General features: G+C 74.1%; 17 protein-coding genes. 12 read left to right on the plus strand and 5 right to left on the minus strand.

The window, feature by feature from the left end:
• Positions 1 to 31: 31 nt before the first annotated feature.
• Genes ABZ493_RS14100 through ABZ493_RS14120 form a run of 5 tightly spaced genes read right to left on the minus strand, consistent with a single transcriptional unit; the run spans position 32 to position 3,942 of the window.
• Positions 32 to 817 carry an LLM class F420-dependent oxidoreductase gene (locus ABZ493_RS14100; protein WP_430582764.1) on the minus strand — a complete coding sequence of 262 codons (786 nt, stop codon included), beginning with the start codon at positions 815 to 817 and terminating at the stop codon, positions 32 to 34.
• A 34-nt stretch (positions 818 to 851) separates the two neighbouring features.
• On the minus strand, positions 852 to 1,643 hold the full coding sequence (locus tag ABZ493_RS14105; RefSeq protein WP_430582765.1) for a methyltransferase domain-containing protein: 792 nt from the start codon (positions 1,641 to 1,643) through the stop codon (positions 852 to 854).
• Positions 1,644 to 1,698: 55 nt separating this feature from the next.
• Positions 1,699 to 2,682, minus strand: a complete 984-nt coding sequence (locus ABZ493_RS14110; RefSeq protein WP_430582766.1) for a quinone oxidoreductase — start codon at positions 2,680 to 2,682, stop codon at positions 1,699 to 1,701.
• A gap of 10 nt (positions 2,683 to 2,692) precedes the next feature.
• Positions 2,693 to 3,310: a DUF1684 domain-containing protein gene (locus tag ABZ493_RS14115; protein ID WP_430582767.1), complete on the minus strand. Its 618-nt coding sequence runs from the start codon at positions 3,308 to 3,310 to the stop codon at positions 2,693 to 2,695.
• Complete coding sequence (locus ABZ493_RS14120) at positions 3,307 to 3,942, minus strand: methyltransferase domain-containing protein (protein ID WP_430582768.1); 636 nt, start codon at positions 3,940 to 3,942, stop codon at positions 3,307 to 3,309. Before ABZ493_RS14120 ends, ABZ493_RS14115 begins: the two co-directional genes overlap by 4 nt.
• Before the next feature lie 23 nt (positions 3,943 to 3,965).
• On the opposite strand from ABZ493_RS14120, the gene ABZ493_RS14125 reads away from it, so the two are divergent.
• From ABZ493_RS14125 to tyrS, 12 genes are all read left to right on the plus strand, one after another.
• Positions 3,966 to 4,484, plus strand: a complete 519-nt coding sequence (locus tag ABZ493_RS14125) for a GNAT family N-acetyltransferase (protein WP_430582769.1) — start codon at positions 3,966 to 3,968, stop codon at positions 4,482 to 4,484.
• Between the two features lie 65 nt (positions 4,485 to 4,549).
• Positions 4,550 to 5,638 (plus strand): N-acetyl-gamma-glutamyl-phosphate reductase, encoded by a 1,089-nt coding sequence (argC, locus tag ABZ493_RS14130; RefSeq protein WP_430582770.1) that lies wholly within the window; start codon positions 4,550 to 4,552, stop codon positions 5,636 to 5,638.
• A complete protein-coding gene (argJ, locus tag ABZ493_RS14135) occupies positions 5,635 to 6,816 on the plus strand; it encodes a bifunctional glutamate N-acetyltransferase/amino-acid acetyltransferase ArgJ (RefSeq protein ID WP_430582771.1) in 1,182 nt (393 codons plus the stop codon). The genes argC and argJ overlap by 4 nt, the downstream gene beginning before the upstream one ends.
• Positions 6,813 to 7,754, plus strand: coding sequence for an acetylglutamate kinase (argB, locus tag ABZ493_RS14140; protein ID WP_430582772.1), 942 nt, complete (start codon positions 6,813 to 6,815; stop codon positions 7,752 to 7,754). The genes argJ and argB overlap by 4 nt, the downstream gene beginning before the upstream one ends.
• Positions 7,751 to 9,052: an acetylornithine transaminase gene (locus tag ABZ493_RS14145; RefSeq protein ID WP_430582773.1), complete on the plus strand. Its 1,302-nt coding sequence runs from the start codon at positions 7,751 to 7,753 to the stop codon at positions 9,050 to 9,052. The genes argB and ABZ493_RS14145 overlap by 4 nt, the downstream gene beginning before the upstream one ends.
• On the plus strand, positions 9,052 to 9,984 hold the full coding sequence (gene argF, locus ABZ493_RS14150) for an ornithine carbamoyltransferase (RefSeq protein WP_430582774.1): 933 nt from the start codon (positions 9,052 to 9,054) through the stop codon (positions 9,982 to 9,984). Before ABZ493_RS14145 ends, argF begins: the two co-directional genes overlap by 1 nt.
• Positions 9,981 to 10,523, plus strand: a complete 543-nt coding sequence (locus ABZ493_RS14155) for an arginine repressor (RefSeq protein WP_430582775.1) — start codon at positions 9,981 to 9,983, stop codon at positions 10,521 to 10,523. Before argF ends, ABZ493_RS14155 begins: the two co-directional genes overlap by 4 nt.
• A 78-nt stretch (positions 10,524 to 10,601) precedes the next feature.
• Positions 10,602 to 11,831 (plus strand): argininosuccinate synthase, encoded by a 1,230-nt coding sequence (locus tag ABZ493_RS14160; RefSeq protein WP_430582776.1) that lies wholly within the window; start codon positions 10,602 to 10,604, stop codon positions 11,829 to 11,831.
• 40 nt (positions 11,832 to 11,871) lie between these two features.
• Positions 11,872 to 13,290: an argininosuccinate lyase gene (argH, locus tag ABZ493_RS14165; protein WP_430582782.1), complete on the plus strand. Its 1,419-nt coding sequence runs from the start codon at positions 11,872 to 11,874 to the stop codon at positions 13,288 to 13,290.
• Between the two features lie 112 nt (positions 13,291 to 13,402).
• Positions 13,403 to 14,008, plus strand: coding sequence for an AAA family ATPase (locus tag ABZ493_RS14170; RefSeq protein WP_430582777.1), 606 nt, complete (start codon positions 13,403 to 13,405; stop codon positions 14,006 to 14,008).
• Positions 14,009 to 14,070: 62 nt separating this feature from the next.
• Positions 14,071 to 14,742: a DNA-3-methyladenine glycosylase gene (locus ABZ493_RS14175; RefSeq protein ID WP_430582778.1), complete on the plus strand. Its 672-nt coding sequence runs from the start codon at positions 14,071 to 14,073 to the stop codon at positions 14,740 to 14,742.
• Between the two features lie 64 nt (positions 14,743 to 14,806).
• Positions 14,807 to 16,066 carry a tyrosine--tRNA ligase gene (gene tyrS / locus ABZ493_RS14180; RefSeq protein ID WP_430582779.1) on the plus strand — a complete coding sequence of 420 codons (1,260 nt, stop codon included), beginning with the start codon at positions 14,807 to 14,809 and terminating at the stop codon, positions 16,064 to 16,066.
• Positions 16,067 to 16,647 lie beyond the last annotated feature (581 nt).

The following is a 16,647-nucleotide window of genomic DNA, read 5'->3' on the forward strand; positions in this document are numbered from 1 at the left end:
CGGCACCCCGGCCGGGGCGCGGATGGGCAGGTCAGCGGCGCTCGTCGCGCCAGCGCACCCACTGCTCGACGAGCGACAGGTCGTAGTCGGGCCCGCTCGTGCCGATGGTGAAGAGCGTGGCCCCGGCGTCGAGCAGCTTCTGCCCGACCTCCTGGGGCGGGGCGCCCACCCCGACCGACCGCTCCACGAGCGTGGCGGTGTCCCGCCCGACGGCCTCGCCGTGCTCGTCGAGGATCGCGGACTTGCGGGTGAGGGTGTCGACGTCGCCGAAGGAGTGCCAGACGTCGGCGTGCTCGGCCACGAGGCGGAGCGTCTTCTTCTCGCCGCCGCCGCCGACCAGGATCGGGATCTCGCGCGTCGGGGCGGGGTTGCCGGCCGCGAGCCGTGCCTTGATGCGGGGGAGCGCCGTGCCCAGGTCGGCGATGCGCGAGCCGGCGGTGCCGAACTCGTAGCCGAACTGCTCGTAGTCCTTGGCGAACCAGCCGGCGCCGATGCCGAGGATCAGCCGGCCGCCGCTGATGTGGTCGACCGTGCGCGCCATGTCCGCGAGCAGGTCGGGGTTGCGGTAGGAGTTGCAGCTGACCAGGGCTCCGATCTCGACGCGTTCCGTCTGCTCGGCCCACGCGCCGAGCATGGTCCAGCACTCGTAGTGCGTGCTGTCCGGGTCGCCGGTGAGCGGGAAGAAGTGGTCCCAGTTGAAGATCACGTCGACGCCGGCGGCCTCGGCGCGCCGGACGGCGTCGCGCAGCTGGGCGTAGTCGGCGTGCTGCGGCTGGAGCTGGACCCCGATGCGGATCGGGCGGGTGGTGTCGGTCACGGCGCGAGCCTACGACCGTCCGCGCCGGTCGTCGTCAGGCCGTCCGCGTGGCGACGGCGAACACGCGCCGGAACGCCAATGGGGTGCCGAACGGACGCCTCGGGTACACCTCGCGCAGTGCCGCGCCGAGCTCGGCGTCGAACCGTGCGCGCAGGTCCGTGCCGTGCGCGGCGTCGTGCGCGTCGAGCGCGTGCAGCACCGGCTGGGCGCCGGTCGCCGAGATCCACCGCAGCACCGGGTCGTCGCCGTCCAGCACGTGGGTGTAGGTGGTCTCCCAGGCGTCGACCGACCAGCCAGGGCCGGCGAGGAGCTCGAGGTACTCGGCCGGGTCGGAGACGGCGCGGCGCTCGACGGGCCCGACGGCGGCGGCGTACGGCTCGCGCCCGGCGACCTCGCGCAGGGTGCGGTGGCTCGGGGCGTCGTGGTTGCCCGGGACGGAGAACGCGAACGTCTGCCGGGCCGTCGCGGCGAGCGCGGGGAGCAGCTCGCGGTGGCCGGGCACCCACTGCATGGTGGCGTTGCTGATCACCAGGTCGGCCTCGGGCGCGGGGCCGCGGCCGGCGGCGTGGTCGCGCACGTCGGCGAGCTCGTAGCGGTTCTCGGGGTCCGCGGCGCGGGCCCTCTCGATCATCGCGGGGGAGGCGTCGAGGCCCACGAACGCGGCGTCCGGCCACCGCTCGCGCAGCACCGGGGTGAGGTGGCCGGGACCGCAGCCCAGGTCGACGATGCTCGCCGGGTCGCGCACGACGCGCGCGACCAGCTCGCCGAAGGGGCGCGATCGCTCGTCGGTGTAGCGCAGGTACGCGGTGGGGGACCAGTCGGCCATGGCCATTCCTCTCGACGTCAAGTCTCTTGATGTCGAGAGACTAGCGCGAGGCCGGTCAGGGGACCAGCAGGACCTTGCCCGTCGTGGCACGCCCCTCCAGGGCGCGGTGCGCCTGCGCGGCGTCGGCGAGCGGGAGCCGCTCGCCGATCCGGACGTCCAGGTCGCCCGCGGCGGCCGACCCCAGCACCTCGGACGCCCGCCACTCGAGCTCGCCCCGGGTGAGGACGTAGTGGGCCAGCGTCGGCCGGGTCAGGTAGAGCGACCCGCCGGAGTTCAGCCGCTGCGGGTCGAACGGCGGCACCTGCCCCGACGCCCCGCCGAACAGCACGAGCGTGCCGCGCGGACGCAGCGACGCGAGCGAGGCGTCGAACGTCGCGCGGCCCACGCCGTCGTACACGACGTGCACGCCGCGGCCGTCGGTGAGGTCGCGCACGACCGCGGGCAGCTCGGTCGCGAGGTCGTCCATCGCCGCGTAGTCGACGGTGTGCGCCGCGCCGGCCGCCGACGACAGGGCCGCCTTCTCGGGGGAGGACACCGTGGTGATCACGCGCCCGCCGCGCGCCACCGCGAGCTGGGTGGCGAGCAGGCCGACGCCGCCGGCGCCCGCGGTGAGCAGCACGTCGTGCCCGGGCCCGACCTCGAACGTCGACGCGACGAGGTAGTGCGCCGTCATGCCCTGCAGCGGCAGCGCGGCGGCGGTGACGAGGTCGAGCCCGGCGGGGACGCGCACGGCGTTCGCGGCGGGGACGACGGCGAGCTCGGCGTACGAGCCCGGCGCCTCGTTCCAGGCCACCTCGTCGCCGACGGCGAAGCCCTCGACGCCGTCGCCGAGCGCCTCGACCGTGCCGGCGCCCTCGACGCCCACGACGTGCGGGTAGCTCATCGGGTACACGCCCGCCCGGCGGTACGTGTCGATGAAGTTGACCCCGGCCGCGGCGACGCGGACGAGGAGCTCGCCCGCACCGGGCGAGGGATCGGGCTGCTCGACGTACTCCAGGACCTCGGGACCACCCGCCGCGCGGGCCACGACTGCGTGCATGCGTGCGAGCCTACGCAGCCCGGGGCGCGTCCAGCCTCTCGCCCGCGCGGACCGGCACGTCGACCCGGTTGCCCGCCGAGGCGAGCGGGCAGGTCCACGCCGGGTCGTAGCGGCACGACGGGTGGTAGGCGAGGTTGAGGTCCACCACGACGAGGCCGTCGCGCCCGCCGAGGTCGGCGCCCTTCGCCGTGTCGAGCAGGTACCGCCCGCCGCCGTACGTCTCGTCGCCGGCGGTGCCGTCGCGCAGGGGGACGAAGAGGCCGCCGCCGTACTGCGCGAGCCACCAGGCGTCGAGCGCCCCCACGCCGGGCAGCTCGAGCACCCCGACGCGCTCCATCGTCGTCGTGCCGTCCGCGCCGGTGTCGAGCTCCAGCCGCGCCGCCGGGGCGGGGCGCAGCGGCACCTCGAAGCGCAACGTCGGGTCGTAGGGCCAGGACGGGAGCCCGGTCGCCCGCAGCGGGTCGCCGGCCGGCAGCGGGCTCTGCGGGTGGTCGCGGAAGAGCGCGTCGCGGCCCGCCCGCCACGTCGCGTGCCCGCTCGCGGGGTCGGGCGCGGCACGGACCGCGGCGTACAGCTCGGCGACGCGCCGCCGCCAGTCGGCGAGCTCGACGGCGGTGCCTGGCGTCACCGCGCGACCTCCGGCGAGACGACCTCCAGCTCGGCGAGCAGGAACGCGTCACCGTCGGCGTGGCGCCACGCCGCGTGCCGTCGCAGACGCAGTCCCGCCGGCGCGGCCAGGGCGGCGATCCGCGCGGGGGTGGAGACGGCGTCGTGCTCGACCGGGTGGTCGCGGCGCGGGCGTGCGGGGCGTCCGAAGCCGGTGAACGTCGCGGTGACCGCACGGCCGGTCGGTCGCAGCACGCGGGCCCACTCGGCCAGCACGAGGTCGCGCCGGGGCATGAGCTGCAGCGCGGTCACGCACGTCACGAGGTCGACCGAGCGGTCGGCGACGGGCAGGGCGGCCGCGTCGGCGCGGACGAAGGCGGCGCCCGGGAGCTCTCGTCGCGCGACGGCGAGCATGTCGGGGGACAGGTCCACGCCGGTCATGCCGCGCGGTCGCGGCCTGGAGGCCGCGAGCGCCCGGAGCACCAGGCCCGTTCCCGTCGCGACGTCCAGCACGTCCCGCGGTGCGTCGAGCGAGCAGAACGCGGCGACCTCGGCGGCCAGGTCGCGGTGCATGGCGCTCTCGTCGTACGTGGCGGCCCGGGCGTCGTAGGCGGCCGCGACCGCGGAGGACACGTCGGCGGGGAGGGAGGTCACGGCCTCGACCCTATGCTTCGCGTGTGACCCGAGACACCCGCGCGCCGTTCACGATCCGCCCCGCGACCGACGACGACTGGCCCGCTCTCTGGCCGATCGTCGAGACCGTGGTGCGGGAGGGCGAGACCTACGTCTACCCGCTGGACCTCACGAGCGAGCAGGCGCGGGAGCTCTGGACGGAGCGCGCCCCGGGTGCGACGGTCGTGGCGGAGGGCGCCGACGGGACGCTGCTGGGCACCGCCAAGATGGGGCCGAACCGGCCGGGCCACGGCGACCACGTGGGCACGGCGTCGTTCATGGTGTCGCCCGCCGCGCGCGGGCTGGGGGTGGGCCGGGCGCTCGGCGAGCATGTCGTCGCGTGGCACCGCGAGCAGGGCTACCGCGGCATCCAGTTCAACGCGGTCGTGGAGTCGAACGAGGTCGCGGTGCGCCTGTGGCGGGCGCTCGGGTTCGAGGTGGTCGGCACGGTGCCGGGCGCCTTCCGCAGCCCTGCGCACGGATACGTGGGGCTGCACGTGATGTACCTGCCGCTCGTCGACTGACCCGCGGCGACCGTGTCGTGAGAATCGGGTTCCGGGGCCCTGCATAGGTATGTATAGTGCTGCATATGGTCAGCACTGAGTCGCGCACGTTCCGTGTCGCCGTCGCCGGTGCCTCCGGGTATGCCGGGGGCGAGTTCCTGCGCCTCGCGGCGCGTCACCCCGCGCTGGAGGTCGGGACGCTCACGGCGCACTCGAACGCCGGTTCGCGGCTCGGCGCGACGCAGCCGCACCTGCGTTCCCTCGCGGACAGGGTGCTCGAGCCCACCACGCCCGAGGCGCTCGCGGGCCACGACGTCGTCGTGCTCGGCCTGCCGCACGGCGCGTCCGGCGAGATCGCCGCGCAGCTGCCCGACGACGTCCTCGTGCTCGACCTCGGGGCCGACCACCGCCTCGCGTCCGCCGCCGACTGGGAGCAGTTCTACGGCTCGTCCCACGCGGGCACCTGGCCCTACGGCCTGCCCGAGCTGCTCCACGCCGACGGCGCCGGCTCCGTGACCGGCACCCAGCGTGACCTTCTCGCCGGCGCCCGGCGGATCGCCGTCCCGGGCTGCAACGTCACGGCCGTCACGCTCGGCCTGCAGCCGGGCGTGACGGCCGGTCTGGTCAGCCCGGTCGACGTCGTCGCCGTCCTCGCCAACGGGTACTCCGGCGCGGGCAAGTCGCTCAAGCCGCACCTGCTCGCGGCCGAGGGCCTCGGCTCCGCGGCGCCGTACGCCGTGGGCGGCACGCACCGGCACATCCCGGAGATCGCGCAGAACCTGCGGGTCGCCGGCGCGCCGGAGGTGTCGATCAGCTTCACGCCGACCCTGGTGCCGATGTCGCGCGGCATCCTCGCCACCGTCACGGCCCGCCTCGCGCCGGGCCACGAGGACGCCACGGCCGCCGACGTCCGCGCCGCCTGGGCCGAGGCCTACGCGGACGAGCCGTTCGTCGAGCTCCTCCCGGAGGGCCAGTGGCCGACGACGGCCGCCACCCTCGGCGCCAACACCGCCCTCGTCCAGGTCGCGCTCGACGCCGCCGCCGGGCGCGTCGTGACCGTCACCGCCATCGACAACCTGGTCAAGGGCACCGCCGGCCAGGCGGTCCAGGCCATGAATCTTGCCCTCGGCCTGCCGGAGACGGCCGGCCTCGTCACCGAAGGAGTCGCACCGTGAGCGTGACCGCAGCGAAGGGGTTCCGGGCCGCCGGGATCACGGCCGGCCTCAAGGCCTCCGGCACCCCCGACCTCGCCCTGGTCGTCAACGACGGCCCGCAGCACGCGGCCGCCGCCGTCTTCACGAGCAACCGTGTGGTCGGCGCGCCGGTGATGTGGTCGCGCCAGGCGATCAAGGACGGGGTCGCCCGCGCCGTCGTGCTGAACTCGGGCGCCGCGAACGTGTGCACCGGCCCGGGCGGGTTCCAGGACTCGCACGCCACGGCGGAGAAGGTCGCCGAGGTGCTCGGAATCGGCGCGATCGACGTCCTCGTGGCCTCGACCGGCCTCATCGGCGTGCGACTCGCGGCCGAGAAGCTGCTCGCCGGGATCCCGGTCGCGGCGGAGGCGCTGGGGCCGGACGAGGCGTCGGGCACGAGCGCGGCCACGGCCATCATGACGACGGACTCCGTCCCGAAGACCGCGGTGCGCACGATCGAGACGCCGTCCGGCACCGTGACGGTGGGCGGGATGGCCAAGGGCGCGGGCATGCTCGCTCCCGCGCTTGCCACGATGCTCTGCGTCATCACGACCGACGCCGTCGTGGACGCCGGGACCACGGACGCGGCGCTGCGCGCCGCGACCCGCACGACGTTCGACCGCGTCGACTCCGACGGCTGCATGTCGACCTCCGACACCGTCGTGCTCATGGCGTCCGGCGCGTCCGGCGCGACGCCGGACGACGCCACGTTCGCCGAGGCCGTGACCGCCGTCTGTGCCGACCTCGCGCGCCAGCTCGTGGCGGACGCGGAGGGCGCGTCCCACGACATCGCCATCACGGTCACGCACGCGACGACCGAGGACGCCGGACTGGCCGTGGCCCGGGCCGTGAGCCGGTCCAACCTGGTCAAGGCCGCGATCTTCGGCAACGACCCCAACTGGGGCCGCATCCTCTCGCAGGTCGGCACGGTCCCCGAGGAGGTCGCGCCGTTCGACCCGCTGGAGCTCGACGTCAGCGTCAACGGCGTCATGGTGTGCAAGGCGGGCGGGGCGCACGAGTCGCCGGAGAACGTCGACCTCGCCGCGTCGCGTGACGTGTCGATCACGATCGACCTGCACGCCGGCGACGCCGAGATCACGCTGTGGACCAACGACCTCACCCACGCGTACGTCCACGAGAACAGCGCGTACAGCTCATGAGCAGCGACGTCGTGAACGGGCTCGCGCCCGAGCAGAAGGCCGAGGTGCTTCTCGAGGCGCTCCCGTGGCTCCAGGAGTTCGCGGGCGCGCTCGTCGTCGTCAAGTACGGCGGCAACGCCATGATCGACGACGAGCTCAAGGCCGCGTTCGCCCAGGACATGGTCTTCCTGCGCCAGGTCGGCCTGCGGCCCGTCGTCGTGCACGGCGGCGGCCCGCAGATCAACGCCATGCTGGAGCGCCTGGACATCCACAGCGAGTTCCGCGGCGGCCTGCGCGTCACCACGCCCGAGGCGATGGACGTGGTGCGCATGGTGCTCACCGGCCAGGTCTCCCGCGAACTGGTGGGCCTCATCAACGCGCACGGCCCGCACGCCGTCGGCATGTCGGGGGAGGACGCCGGGCTGTTCCGAGCCGCCCGCCGGCACGCCGTCGTCGACGGCCAGCCCGTCGACGTCGGCCTCGTCGGCGACGTCGTCCAGGTGGACCCTGGCGCGGTGCAGGACCTGCTCGACGCCGGCCGCATCCCGGTCGTGTCGACCGTCGCGCCCGACGTCGACGACCCGACCCAGGTGCTGAACATCAACGCCGACACGGCGGCATCGGCGCTCGCGGTGGCGCTCGGTGCGAGCAAGCTCATCATGCTCACCGACGTCGAGGGCCTGTACACCTCGTGGCCGGACAAGGACTCGCTCGTCGAGGAGATCTCCGCGCCCGAGCTCGCGGCGCTGCTCCCGAGCCTGACGTCGGGGATGGTGCCCAAGATGGAAGCGTGCCTGCGCGCCGTGCAGGGCGGCGTGCCGCGCGCGACCGTCATCGACGGCCGCCAGCCCCACTCGGTGCTGCTGGAGGTCTTCACCACCCGGGGTAACGGGACCATGGTCGTGCCCGCCCCGGCGGCCACGACCACGCACACCGGAAGCAAGGAGGCAGGCGCGTGAGCGACACCCTGCAGTCCGTGAGCGGCGGCGCCCTCGCCGACGCGTCGAACGCTGCGTGGACGGACCGCTACTCCCGCGCGGTGATGGACACCTTCGGCCCGCCCCAGCGTGTGCTGGTGCGCGGCGAGGGCGCCTACGTGTGGGACGCCGACGGCCGCCGCTACCTCGACCTGCTCGCCGGGATCGCGGTGAACGCGCTCGGCCACGCGCACCCCACGCTCACCGCGGCGATCAGCGCGCAGCTCGGCACCCTCGGGCACGTGTCGAACTTCTTCGCCACGCCCACCCAGATCGGCCTGGCCGAGCGTCTGCTGCACCTCGCGGGCGCCCCCGAGGGCTCGCGGGTGTTCTTCACCAACTCGGGCACCGAGGCGGTCGAGGCGGCGTTCAAGATGGCTCGCCGGAACCATGGTGAGGACGGGTCCCGCACCCGGGTGCTCGCCCTGGAGGGTGGCTTCCACGGCCGCTCGATGGGCGCGCTCGCCCTCACGGCGAAGGCCGCGTACCGCGAGCCGTTCGAGCCGCTGCCCGGCGGCGTCGAGCACGTGCCGTTCGGCGACACCGCCGCCCTCGAGGAGGCGTTCTCGCCGGAGTCGGTCGCGGAGCGGGGCGGCGTCGCGGCGCTCGTCGTGGAGCCGCTGCAGGGCGAGGCCGGTGTGCGGCCGCTGCCCCCGGGCTACCTGGCGCACGCCCGCCGGCTCACCGCCGAGGCGGGCGCGCTGCTCGTGCTCGACGAGGTCCAGACGGGCGTCGGGCGCACCGGCTCGTGGTTCGCCTTCCAGCAGCCGGAGATCGGCGGCGGCGTCGTGCCCGACGTCGTCACCGTGGCGAAGGGCCTGGGCGGCGGGTTCCCCGTCGGTGCGGCGATCGCGTTCGGCGAGCGCGCCGCGACCCTGCTCGGCCGCGGCCAGCACGGCACGACGTTCGGCGGCAACCCCGTCGCCGCCGCGGCGGGCCTCGCGACGCTCGGGGTCATCGAGCGCGACGGCCTGCTCGAGAACGTGCGCCGCGTCGGCGCGGTCCTCACCTCCGAGATCGAGGCCGCGGGCAACCCGCTCGTCGCCGGAGTGCGCGGGCGGGGGCTCCTGCTCGCCGTCCAGCTCACCCGGCCCGTCGCGGCCGACGTCGCGACGGCGGCCCTCGAGGCCGGCTTCGTCGTCAACGCCGTCGCCCCGGACGCGATCCGCCTCGCACCGCCGCTCATCCTCACGGCCGACCAGGCGCGCGACGTCGCCCGGTTCTTCGCCACCGTCACCGTCCTCGACACGCCCGCCGAGCCAGAGACCCAGGAGCCCTGATGCCCCGCCACTTCCTCCGCGACGACGACCTCACCCCGGACGAGCAGCGCGAGGTCCTCGAGCTCGGCATGGCCTTTCGCGAGGACCGGTTCGTGCGCGCGCCGCTGGCCGGCCCGCAGGGTGTCGCCGTCCTCTTCGACAAGCCGACGCTGCGGACGCAGGTCTCGTTCTCGACCGGGATCGCCGAGCTCGGCGGCTTCCCCGTGATCGTGGACGGCCGTCTCGCCCAGGTGGGCGTGCGCGAGTCCGTCGCCGACGTCACACGCGTGCTCGACCGCCAGGTGTCCGCCATCGTGTGGCGGACGTTCGGGCAGGAGCGCATCGACGAGATGGCCGCCGTCTCGCGCGTCCCCGTCGTCAACGCGCTCACCGACGGCTTCCACCCGTGCCAGATCCTGGCGGACCTCCTGACCGTCGCGCAGCACCGCGGCGGCATCTCCGCCCTGGCCGGGCAGCGCCTCGCCTACGTGGGCGACGCCGGCAACAACATGGCCGCGTCGTACCTGCTCGGCGGTGTCACCGCCGGCCTGCACGTCGCGGTCGCCGGGCCCGAGGGCTACCTGCCCCCCGAGGACGTCGTCGCGCGGGCACGGGAGATCGCCGGCACGACCGGTGGCTCGGTGACGGTCACGACCGACGCCCGGGCCGCCGTCGCCGGGGCCGACGTCGTGGCCGCGGACACCTGGGTGTCGATGGGCGACGAGGACGAGGCCGTCGAGCGGCTCGCGGCCCTCGACGCCTACCGCGTCGACGACGAGCTCCTGGCCGCTGCGGCCGACGACGCGATCTTCCTGCACTGCCTGCCGGCCTACCGCGGCAAGGAGGTCACCGCCTCGGTGATCGACGGGCCGTCGTCCGTCGTCTGGGACGAGGCGGAGAACCGCTTGCACGCCCAGAAGGCGCTGCTGACCTGGCTCCTGGAGCACCGGTGAGCGCCGCTGAGGGCGCGTCGGCCGCCCAGGCCGCGGGCCCGACGACGAAGGCCGCGCGGCACGCGCGGATCGTCGAGATCGTGCGGCGCACGGCGATCCACTCGCAGGCCGAGCTGGCCCGCGAGCTCGCGGACGCCGGCGTCAGCGTCACGCAGGGGACGCTGTCGCGCGACCTCATCGAGCTGCGCGCGGAGAAGGTCCGCAACGCGGCAGGGGCGCTCGTCTACGCCGTGCCCGGCGAGGGCGGCGACCGCAGCGTGCAGGCAGCGGGCGTCGGGGAGCACGACGTCGAGTACGTCGCCGCCCGCCTCGCGCGCCTGTGCAACGACCTCCTCGTCTCCGCCGAGGCGTCCGGCAACCTCGTGGTGCTGCGCACCCCGCCGGGCGCGGCGAACTATCTCGCGTCCGCGATCGACCACTCGGTCTTCCCGGGCGTGCTCGGCTCCATCGCGGGCGACGACACGATCCTCGTGATCGCGCGCGACCCGCTCGGTGGCGACGACCTCGCGCGCCGCTTCCTCGAGCTGACCCAACCCTGAACGGCGGCAGGCCGTGGCCCCCGCGGGCCGGCGCTGCCAGACTTGACCCGAACCCCCCTCGCAAGAAAGAGAACTGTGATGACTGATCGCGTCGTGCTCGCCTACTCGGGCGGCCTGGACACCTCCGTGGCCATCGGCTGGATCGCCGAGGCCACCGGGGCCGAGGTCGTGGCCGTGGCCGTCGACGTCGGCCAGGGCGGCGAGGACATGAACGTCATCCGCAAGCGCGCGCTCGACTGCGGCGCCGTCGAGGCGTACGTCGCCGACGCGCGCGATGAGTTCGCGGCGGAGTACTGCATGCCCGCGCTCAAGGCCAACGGCATGTACCTCGACCGCTACCCGCTGGTCTCGGCGATCTCCCGCCCGGTGATCGTCAAGCACCTCGTGCGCGCCGCGCGCCAGTTCGGCGCGACGACGGTCGCGCACGGCTGCACCGGCAAGGGCAACGACCAGGTCCGCTTCGAGGTCGCGACGACGTCGCTCGCCCCGGACCTGAAGTCCATCGCCCCGGTGCGCGACCTCGCGCTCACGCGCGAGAAGGCCATCGACTACGCGGAGCGCCACGACCTGCCGATCGCGACCACCAAGAAGAACCCGTTCTCGATCGACCAGAACGTGTGGGGTCGCGCGGTGGAGACAGGCTTCCTCGAGGACATCTGGAACGAGCCCACCAAGGACGTCTACTCCTACACCGACGACCCGACGTTCCCGCCGGTCGCCGACGAGGTCGTCGTCACGTTCGACCAGGGCGTGCCGGTGGCGCTGGACGGCGTGGCGGTCACCCCGCTGCAGGCCATCCAGGAGATGAACCGCCGCGCCGGCGCCCAGGGCGTGGGCCGGATCGACATCGTCGAGGACCGCCTCGTGGGCATCAAGTCCCGCGAGATCTACGAGGCGCCGGGCGCGATCGCGCTCATCGCGGCGCACCAGGAGCTCGAGAACGTCACGCTCGAGCGCGAGCAGGCCCGCTTCAAGCGCCAGGTCGAGCAGCGCTGGACCGAGCTGGTCTACGACGGCATGTGGTTCTCCCCGCTGAAGAAGAACCTCGACACGTTCGTCGACGAGACGCAGAAGTACGTCTCCGGCGACATCCGCATGGTCCTGCACGGCGGTCGCGCCACCGTGACGGGGCGCAAGTCGGAGTCCAGCCTGTACGACTTCAACCTCGCCACCTACGACGAGGGCGACGCGTTCGACCAGTCGCACGCCAAGGGCTTCATCGAGATCTACGGCCTCGCCGCCAAGCAGGCCGCGGCCCGCGACGAGAAGTTCGGCAACGGCGTGGACTTCGGCGTCGGGGAGTTCTGACGTGGGCTCCGAGGTCACGCCGGGTGCCGGCTCCGGCGCGGTGACGACGCAGGGTGACAACGTCTCCCTGTGGGGCGGCCGGTTCTCCGGCGGCCCGTCGCCGGAGCTGCAGGCCCTGTCCCAGTCGACGCACTTCGACTGGGTGCTCGCCCCGTACGACATCCGCGGGTCCCGGGCGCACGCCCGGGTGCTGCACGCCGCGGGCCTGCTGACGGACGACGAGCTGGCCGGCATGCTCGAGGCGCTCGACGTGCTGCTCGCCGACGTCGAGTCGGGGGCGTTCCTCCCCGTGCTCGGCGACGAGGACGTGCACACGGCGCTGGAGCGGGGGCTCATCGAGCGAGCGGGCACGGAGCTGGGCGGCAAGCTCCGCGCCGGCCGCTCGCGCAACGACCAGATCGCCACCCTGGTGCGGCTGTACCTGCGCGACCAGTCGCGCGTCGTCGTGCGCCAGGTGCTCGACGTCGTGGACGCGCTCATCGTGCAGGCGGAGGCGGCCGGCGAGGCCGTCATGCCGGGCCGCACGCACCTGCAGCACGCGCAGCCGGTGCTGCTGGCGCACCAGCTCCTGGCGCACGCGTGGCCGCTGCTGCGCGACGTCGACCGGCTGGTCGACTGGGACGTGCGCGCGGCGCGCTCGCCCTACGGGTCGGGGGCGCTCGCGGGCTCGTCGCTGGGCCTCGACCCGGCGGCGGTCGCGACGGAGCTGGGCTTCGACGGGCCGGTGGAGAACTCGATCGACGGCACCGCCGCGCGCGACGTCGTCGCGGAGTTCGCGTTCGTGTCGGCGATGGTGGGCATCGACCTGTCCCGGCTGAGCGAGGAGATCATCCTCTGGAACACGAAGGAGTTCGGCTTCGTGCGGCTGGACGACTCGTGGTCCACCGGGTCGAGCATCATGCCGCAGAAGAAGAACCCGGACATCGCGGAGCTCGCCCGCGGCAAGGCGGGCCGGCTCGTGGGCGACCTCACGGGGCTGCTCACCACCCTCAAGGGCCTGCCGCTGGCGTACAACCGCGACCTGCAGGAGGACAAGGAGCCGGTCTTCGACCAGGTCTCCACGCTCACGGTGCTGCTGCCCGCGTTCGCGGGGATGGTCCGGACGCTCACGTTCGACACGGCGCGGATGGCGGAGCTCGCACCGCAGGGCTTCTCGCTCGCCACGGACATCGCCGAGTGGCTGGTGCGCCAGGGCGTCCCGTTCCGCGTCGCGCACGAGGTCGCGGGCGCGTGCGTCCGGGTCTGCGAGGAGCGCGGGATCGAGCTGTGGGACCTGTCCGACGCCGACCTCGCCGCCATCTCCGAGCACCTGACGCCGGGGGTGCGCGAGGTGCTGAGCGTCGAGGGCTCCGTGGCCTCGCGCGACGGCGTCGGCGGCACGGCTCCCGCGCGCGTCGTCGAGCAGGTCGAGGCCGCCAAGGAGCGGTCCGCGGAGTTCCGCATCTGGGCGGACAGCTGACCGGACCCGCGCTCGACGTCGGCCGCTCGCTCCCTCGGGGGCGGGCGGCCGACGTCGTCCGTGCGCGTCGTACGGTGCGGGTACGGTCGGCGGACCGGAGGAGGGAGCGGGCGTGACGACGAGCGAGGACGTGCTGGACGCGCTGGTGGCGCGCGTGCACGCGGCGCGGCCCCGGCTCCCCGGGCCGGGCGCGCCGGAGCCGTGGCGACGTACGCGGCTGGTGTGCGTCGACGGGCCGGCGGGCTCGGGCAAGACGACGCTCGCGACGCAGCTCGCCCTGCGGTTCGCGTGCCAGGTCGTGCACCTCGACGACCTCTACGAGGGCTGGGAGGCCGGCCCCGACGGCGGCGCGCGGCGCCTGGGGGAGTGGGTGCTGGGCCCGCTCGCGGCGGGGCGCACGGGCCGGTACCGGCGCTACGACTGGGTGGCGGGCGAGTACGCCGAGGCGCACGACGTCGAGCCCGCCCCGGTCCTCGTCGTCGAGGGCTGCGGCGCCGGCGCCCGTCAGGTCGACGGCCGGGCCGCGCTGCGGGTGTGGGTGGAGGCCGACGACGCGGTGCGCCTGGACCGCGGCCTCGCGCGCGACGGGTCGGACGCCCGCGAGCACTGGCTGCGCTGGATGGCCGACGAGCGCACCCACTACGCGGCCGAGCGCACGCGCGAGCGTGCCGACGTCCGGCTCGACGGCGTCGGCCGGCTCCTCGAGGCGGTGCGATGACGTCGGCGCGGCGGGCCCAGGACGGTCTCCCCGCGGCGGACCGGGAGCCGCAGGCTGGCGAGGTGACGGCGGGCGCGGGCCTGCTCGTCCCGGGCCGCGCCTGGTTCGCGCGGGACGTGCACGTCGTCGCGCACGACCTGCTCGGGGCGCTGCTCACCCGCCGCACGCCGGACGGTGCGGTGACGGTGCGGCTCACGGAGGTCGAGGCGTACGCGGGTACGGCCGACCCGGGCTCGCACGCGTACCGGGGCGAGACGGCACGCAACCGGACGATGTTCGGCGAGCCCGGTCGCGTCTACGTCTACCGGCACCTGGGGCTGCACCACTGCATGAACGTCGTGTGCGGCCCGCGGGGCGAGGCCTCGGCGGTGCTGCTCCGGGCGGGCGAGGTCGTCGAGGGGGCGGAGTTTGCCCGGGGACGGCGCGCGGCCGCGGGCGTCACGCGGTCCGACGCCGACCTGGCGCGCGGCCCGGCCCGGCTCACCGTCGCGCTGGCGATCGACCGGGACGACGACGGCGCGGACGTCACCGATCCGCTCGGCGGCCTGGTGCTGCGGGTGCCGCAGCCCCGGGATCTCGCCGACGGTGCCGGCCGCGACGTCGCCACGGGTCCTCGCGTCGGCGTGAGCGGCGAGGGCGGCCGCGCCGACCTGTTCCCCTGGCGGTTCTGGCTGGCGGGCGAGCCCACCGTCTCGCCGTACCGTGCGGCGGAATCACGGCGCCGACGGCGGTAGGCGTCGGGCACACTAGGAGGGCGACCCGGCCGGGCCGCGACCCCTTTCCCCCGAGGAGCACACGGTGACCGACGTTCTCGACGAGCTGCACTGGCGAGGCCTGGTGGCGCAGTCCACCGACGAGGCCGCGCTGCGTTCTGCGCTGGCCGAGGGACCCGTCACCTATTACGCGGGTTTCGACCCGACTGCGCAGAGCCTGCACGTGGGGCACATGGTCCAGCTGCTGAACATGCGCCGGCTGCAGCTCGCGGGGCACCGTCCCCTCGCGCTGGTCGGCGGCGCGACGGGCCTGATCGGCGACCCGCGCCCGACGACGGAGCGCTCGATGCAGTCGCGCGACGTCGTCGCGGGCTGGGTGGAGCGGATCCGAGGGCAGATCGAGCCGTTCCTGGACTTCGAGGGGCCGGCGGCGGCGCGCATGGTCAACAACCTCGACTGGACCGGCTCCATGTCCGCGATCGACTTCCTGCGCGACGTCGGCAAGCACTTCCGGGTGGGCACGATGCTCGGCAAGGACATCGTGGCGCGGCGTCTGCGCTCGGACGAGGGCATCAGCTACACGGAGTTCAGCTACCAGGTGCTGCAGGGCATGGACTTCCGGGAGCTGTACGAGCGCCACGGGTGCACGCTGCAGCTCGGTGGCAACGACCAGTGGGGCAACCTGCTCTCCGGCGTCGAGCTGATCCGCAAGACGGACAGCGCGGCCGTGCACGCCCTGACGTCGCCCCTCATCACCAAGGCCGACGGCACCAAGATGGGCAAGTCCGAGGGCGGCGCCGTCTGGCTCGACCCGGAGCTCACGAGCCCGTACGCCTTCTACCAGTTCTGGCTCAACACGGCCGACGCCGACGTCGTGAAGTACCTCAAGGTGTTCACGTTCCGGACCAGGGAGGAGATCGAGGCCCTCGAGGCGGAGGTGGCCGACCGCCCGTTCGCGCGCGAGGCGCAGCGCGCGCTGGCCGGCGACCTCACCACCCTCGTGCACGGCCAGGCCGCGACCGACGCCGTCATCGCGGCGAGCCAGGCGCTGTTCGGCCGCGGCGAGCTGCAGGGCCTGGACGAGGGGACCCTCGGCGCGGCCGTCGCGGAGCTGCCGCGCACGACGGCGAAGGCGGGCGACCTCGTCGTCGACGCGTTCGTCGGGTCGGGCCTGGTCGCCTCGAAGGCCGCCGCCCGCCGCGCGATCGGTGAGGGCGGGGCCTACGTGAACAACACCAAGGTCGAGTCCGAGGACGCCGCACTGCGCACCGAGGACCTGCTGCACGGCCGGTACGCCGTCCTGCGTCGCGGCAAGCGGACCCTGGCGGTGGCCGTCGCGGAGTGACGGCGCCCCGCGCCGCTGGGGCGTGACGTCGAGGGCCCCGGGGAGCACGAGCTCCTCCGGGGCCCTCTGGCGTTCGTCGGCCGGCGCCAGGGCGGGGGGCCGCAGGGTATCGCCGCAGGTCAGGGGGCGATTTGGCACCTGCGCCAGACTGTGTGTAATGTTCTGGTCGTTCGCCCGACAGGGAGAACGGACACCGAGGAGACAGCCGATCGGCTGGGTACCGGTGGCCGGCCCGGGGCGGACACCCGAATCCTTCTTTACGAGGGCGACAAGTGCGCCCTCGTTCGGGACCCGGGACGCTCGAACCGACACGCCAGGCCAACGGCCGGGAGTTGACGGGGCAGGGCGAACCGAGTAAGGTTGAGGGGTTGCCCCGGCGGGGTCGGAACTGAGAAAGGTTCTGGTTCTGCGGTGTGCGTCGGTTGTTTGAGAACTCAACAGTGTGTTTGATAGTCAATGCCAAATTTTTGAACCCTTTGTGGTTCTTTTGGATCGGACTGAGCAGTTCAGCTTGGTCTGGCCAGTATCGTTGAATGCTGCGGGCTCTTTTGGGGGTTCGTGGTGTTTCTCTTCTTTTACGG

It is taken from the genome of Isoptericola sp. NPDC019482 (assembly GCF_040632295.1).
GTDB lineage: Bacteria > Actinomycetota > Actinomycetes > Actinomycetales > Cellulomonadaceae > Isoptericola.

Coding starts and splice junctions, on each gene's coding strand:
- ABZ493_RS14105 (WP_430582765.1), bottom strand. CDS start 1,643: ATGGCCGACTGGTCCCCCACCGCGTACCTGCGCTACACCGACGAGCGA.
- ABZ493_RS14110 (WP_430582766.1), bottom strand. CDS start 2,682: ATGCACGCAGTCGTGGCCCGCGCGGCGGGTGGTCCCGAGGTCCTGGAG.
- argC (WP_430582770.1), top strand. CDS start 4,550: ATGGTCAGCACTGAGTCGCGCACGTTCCGTGTCGCCGTCGCCGGTGCC.
- argB (WP_430582772.1), top strand. CDS start 6,813: ATGAGCAGCGACGTCGTGAACGGGCTCGCGCCCGAGCAGAAGGCCGAG.
- argF (WP_430582774.1), top strand. CDS start 9,052: ATGCCCCGCCACTTCCTCCGCGACGACGACCTCACCCCGGACGAGCAG.
- ABZ493_RS14160 (WP_430582776.1), top strand. CDS start 10,602: ATGACTGATCGCGTCGTGCTCGCCTACTCGGGCGGCCTGGACACCTCC.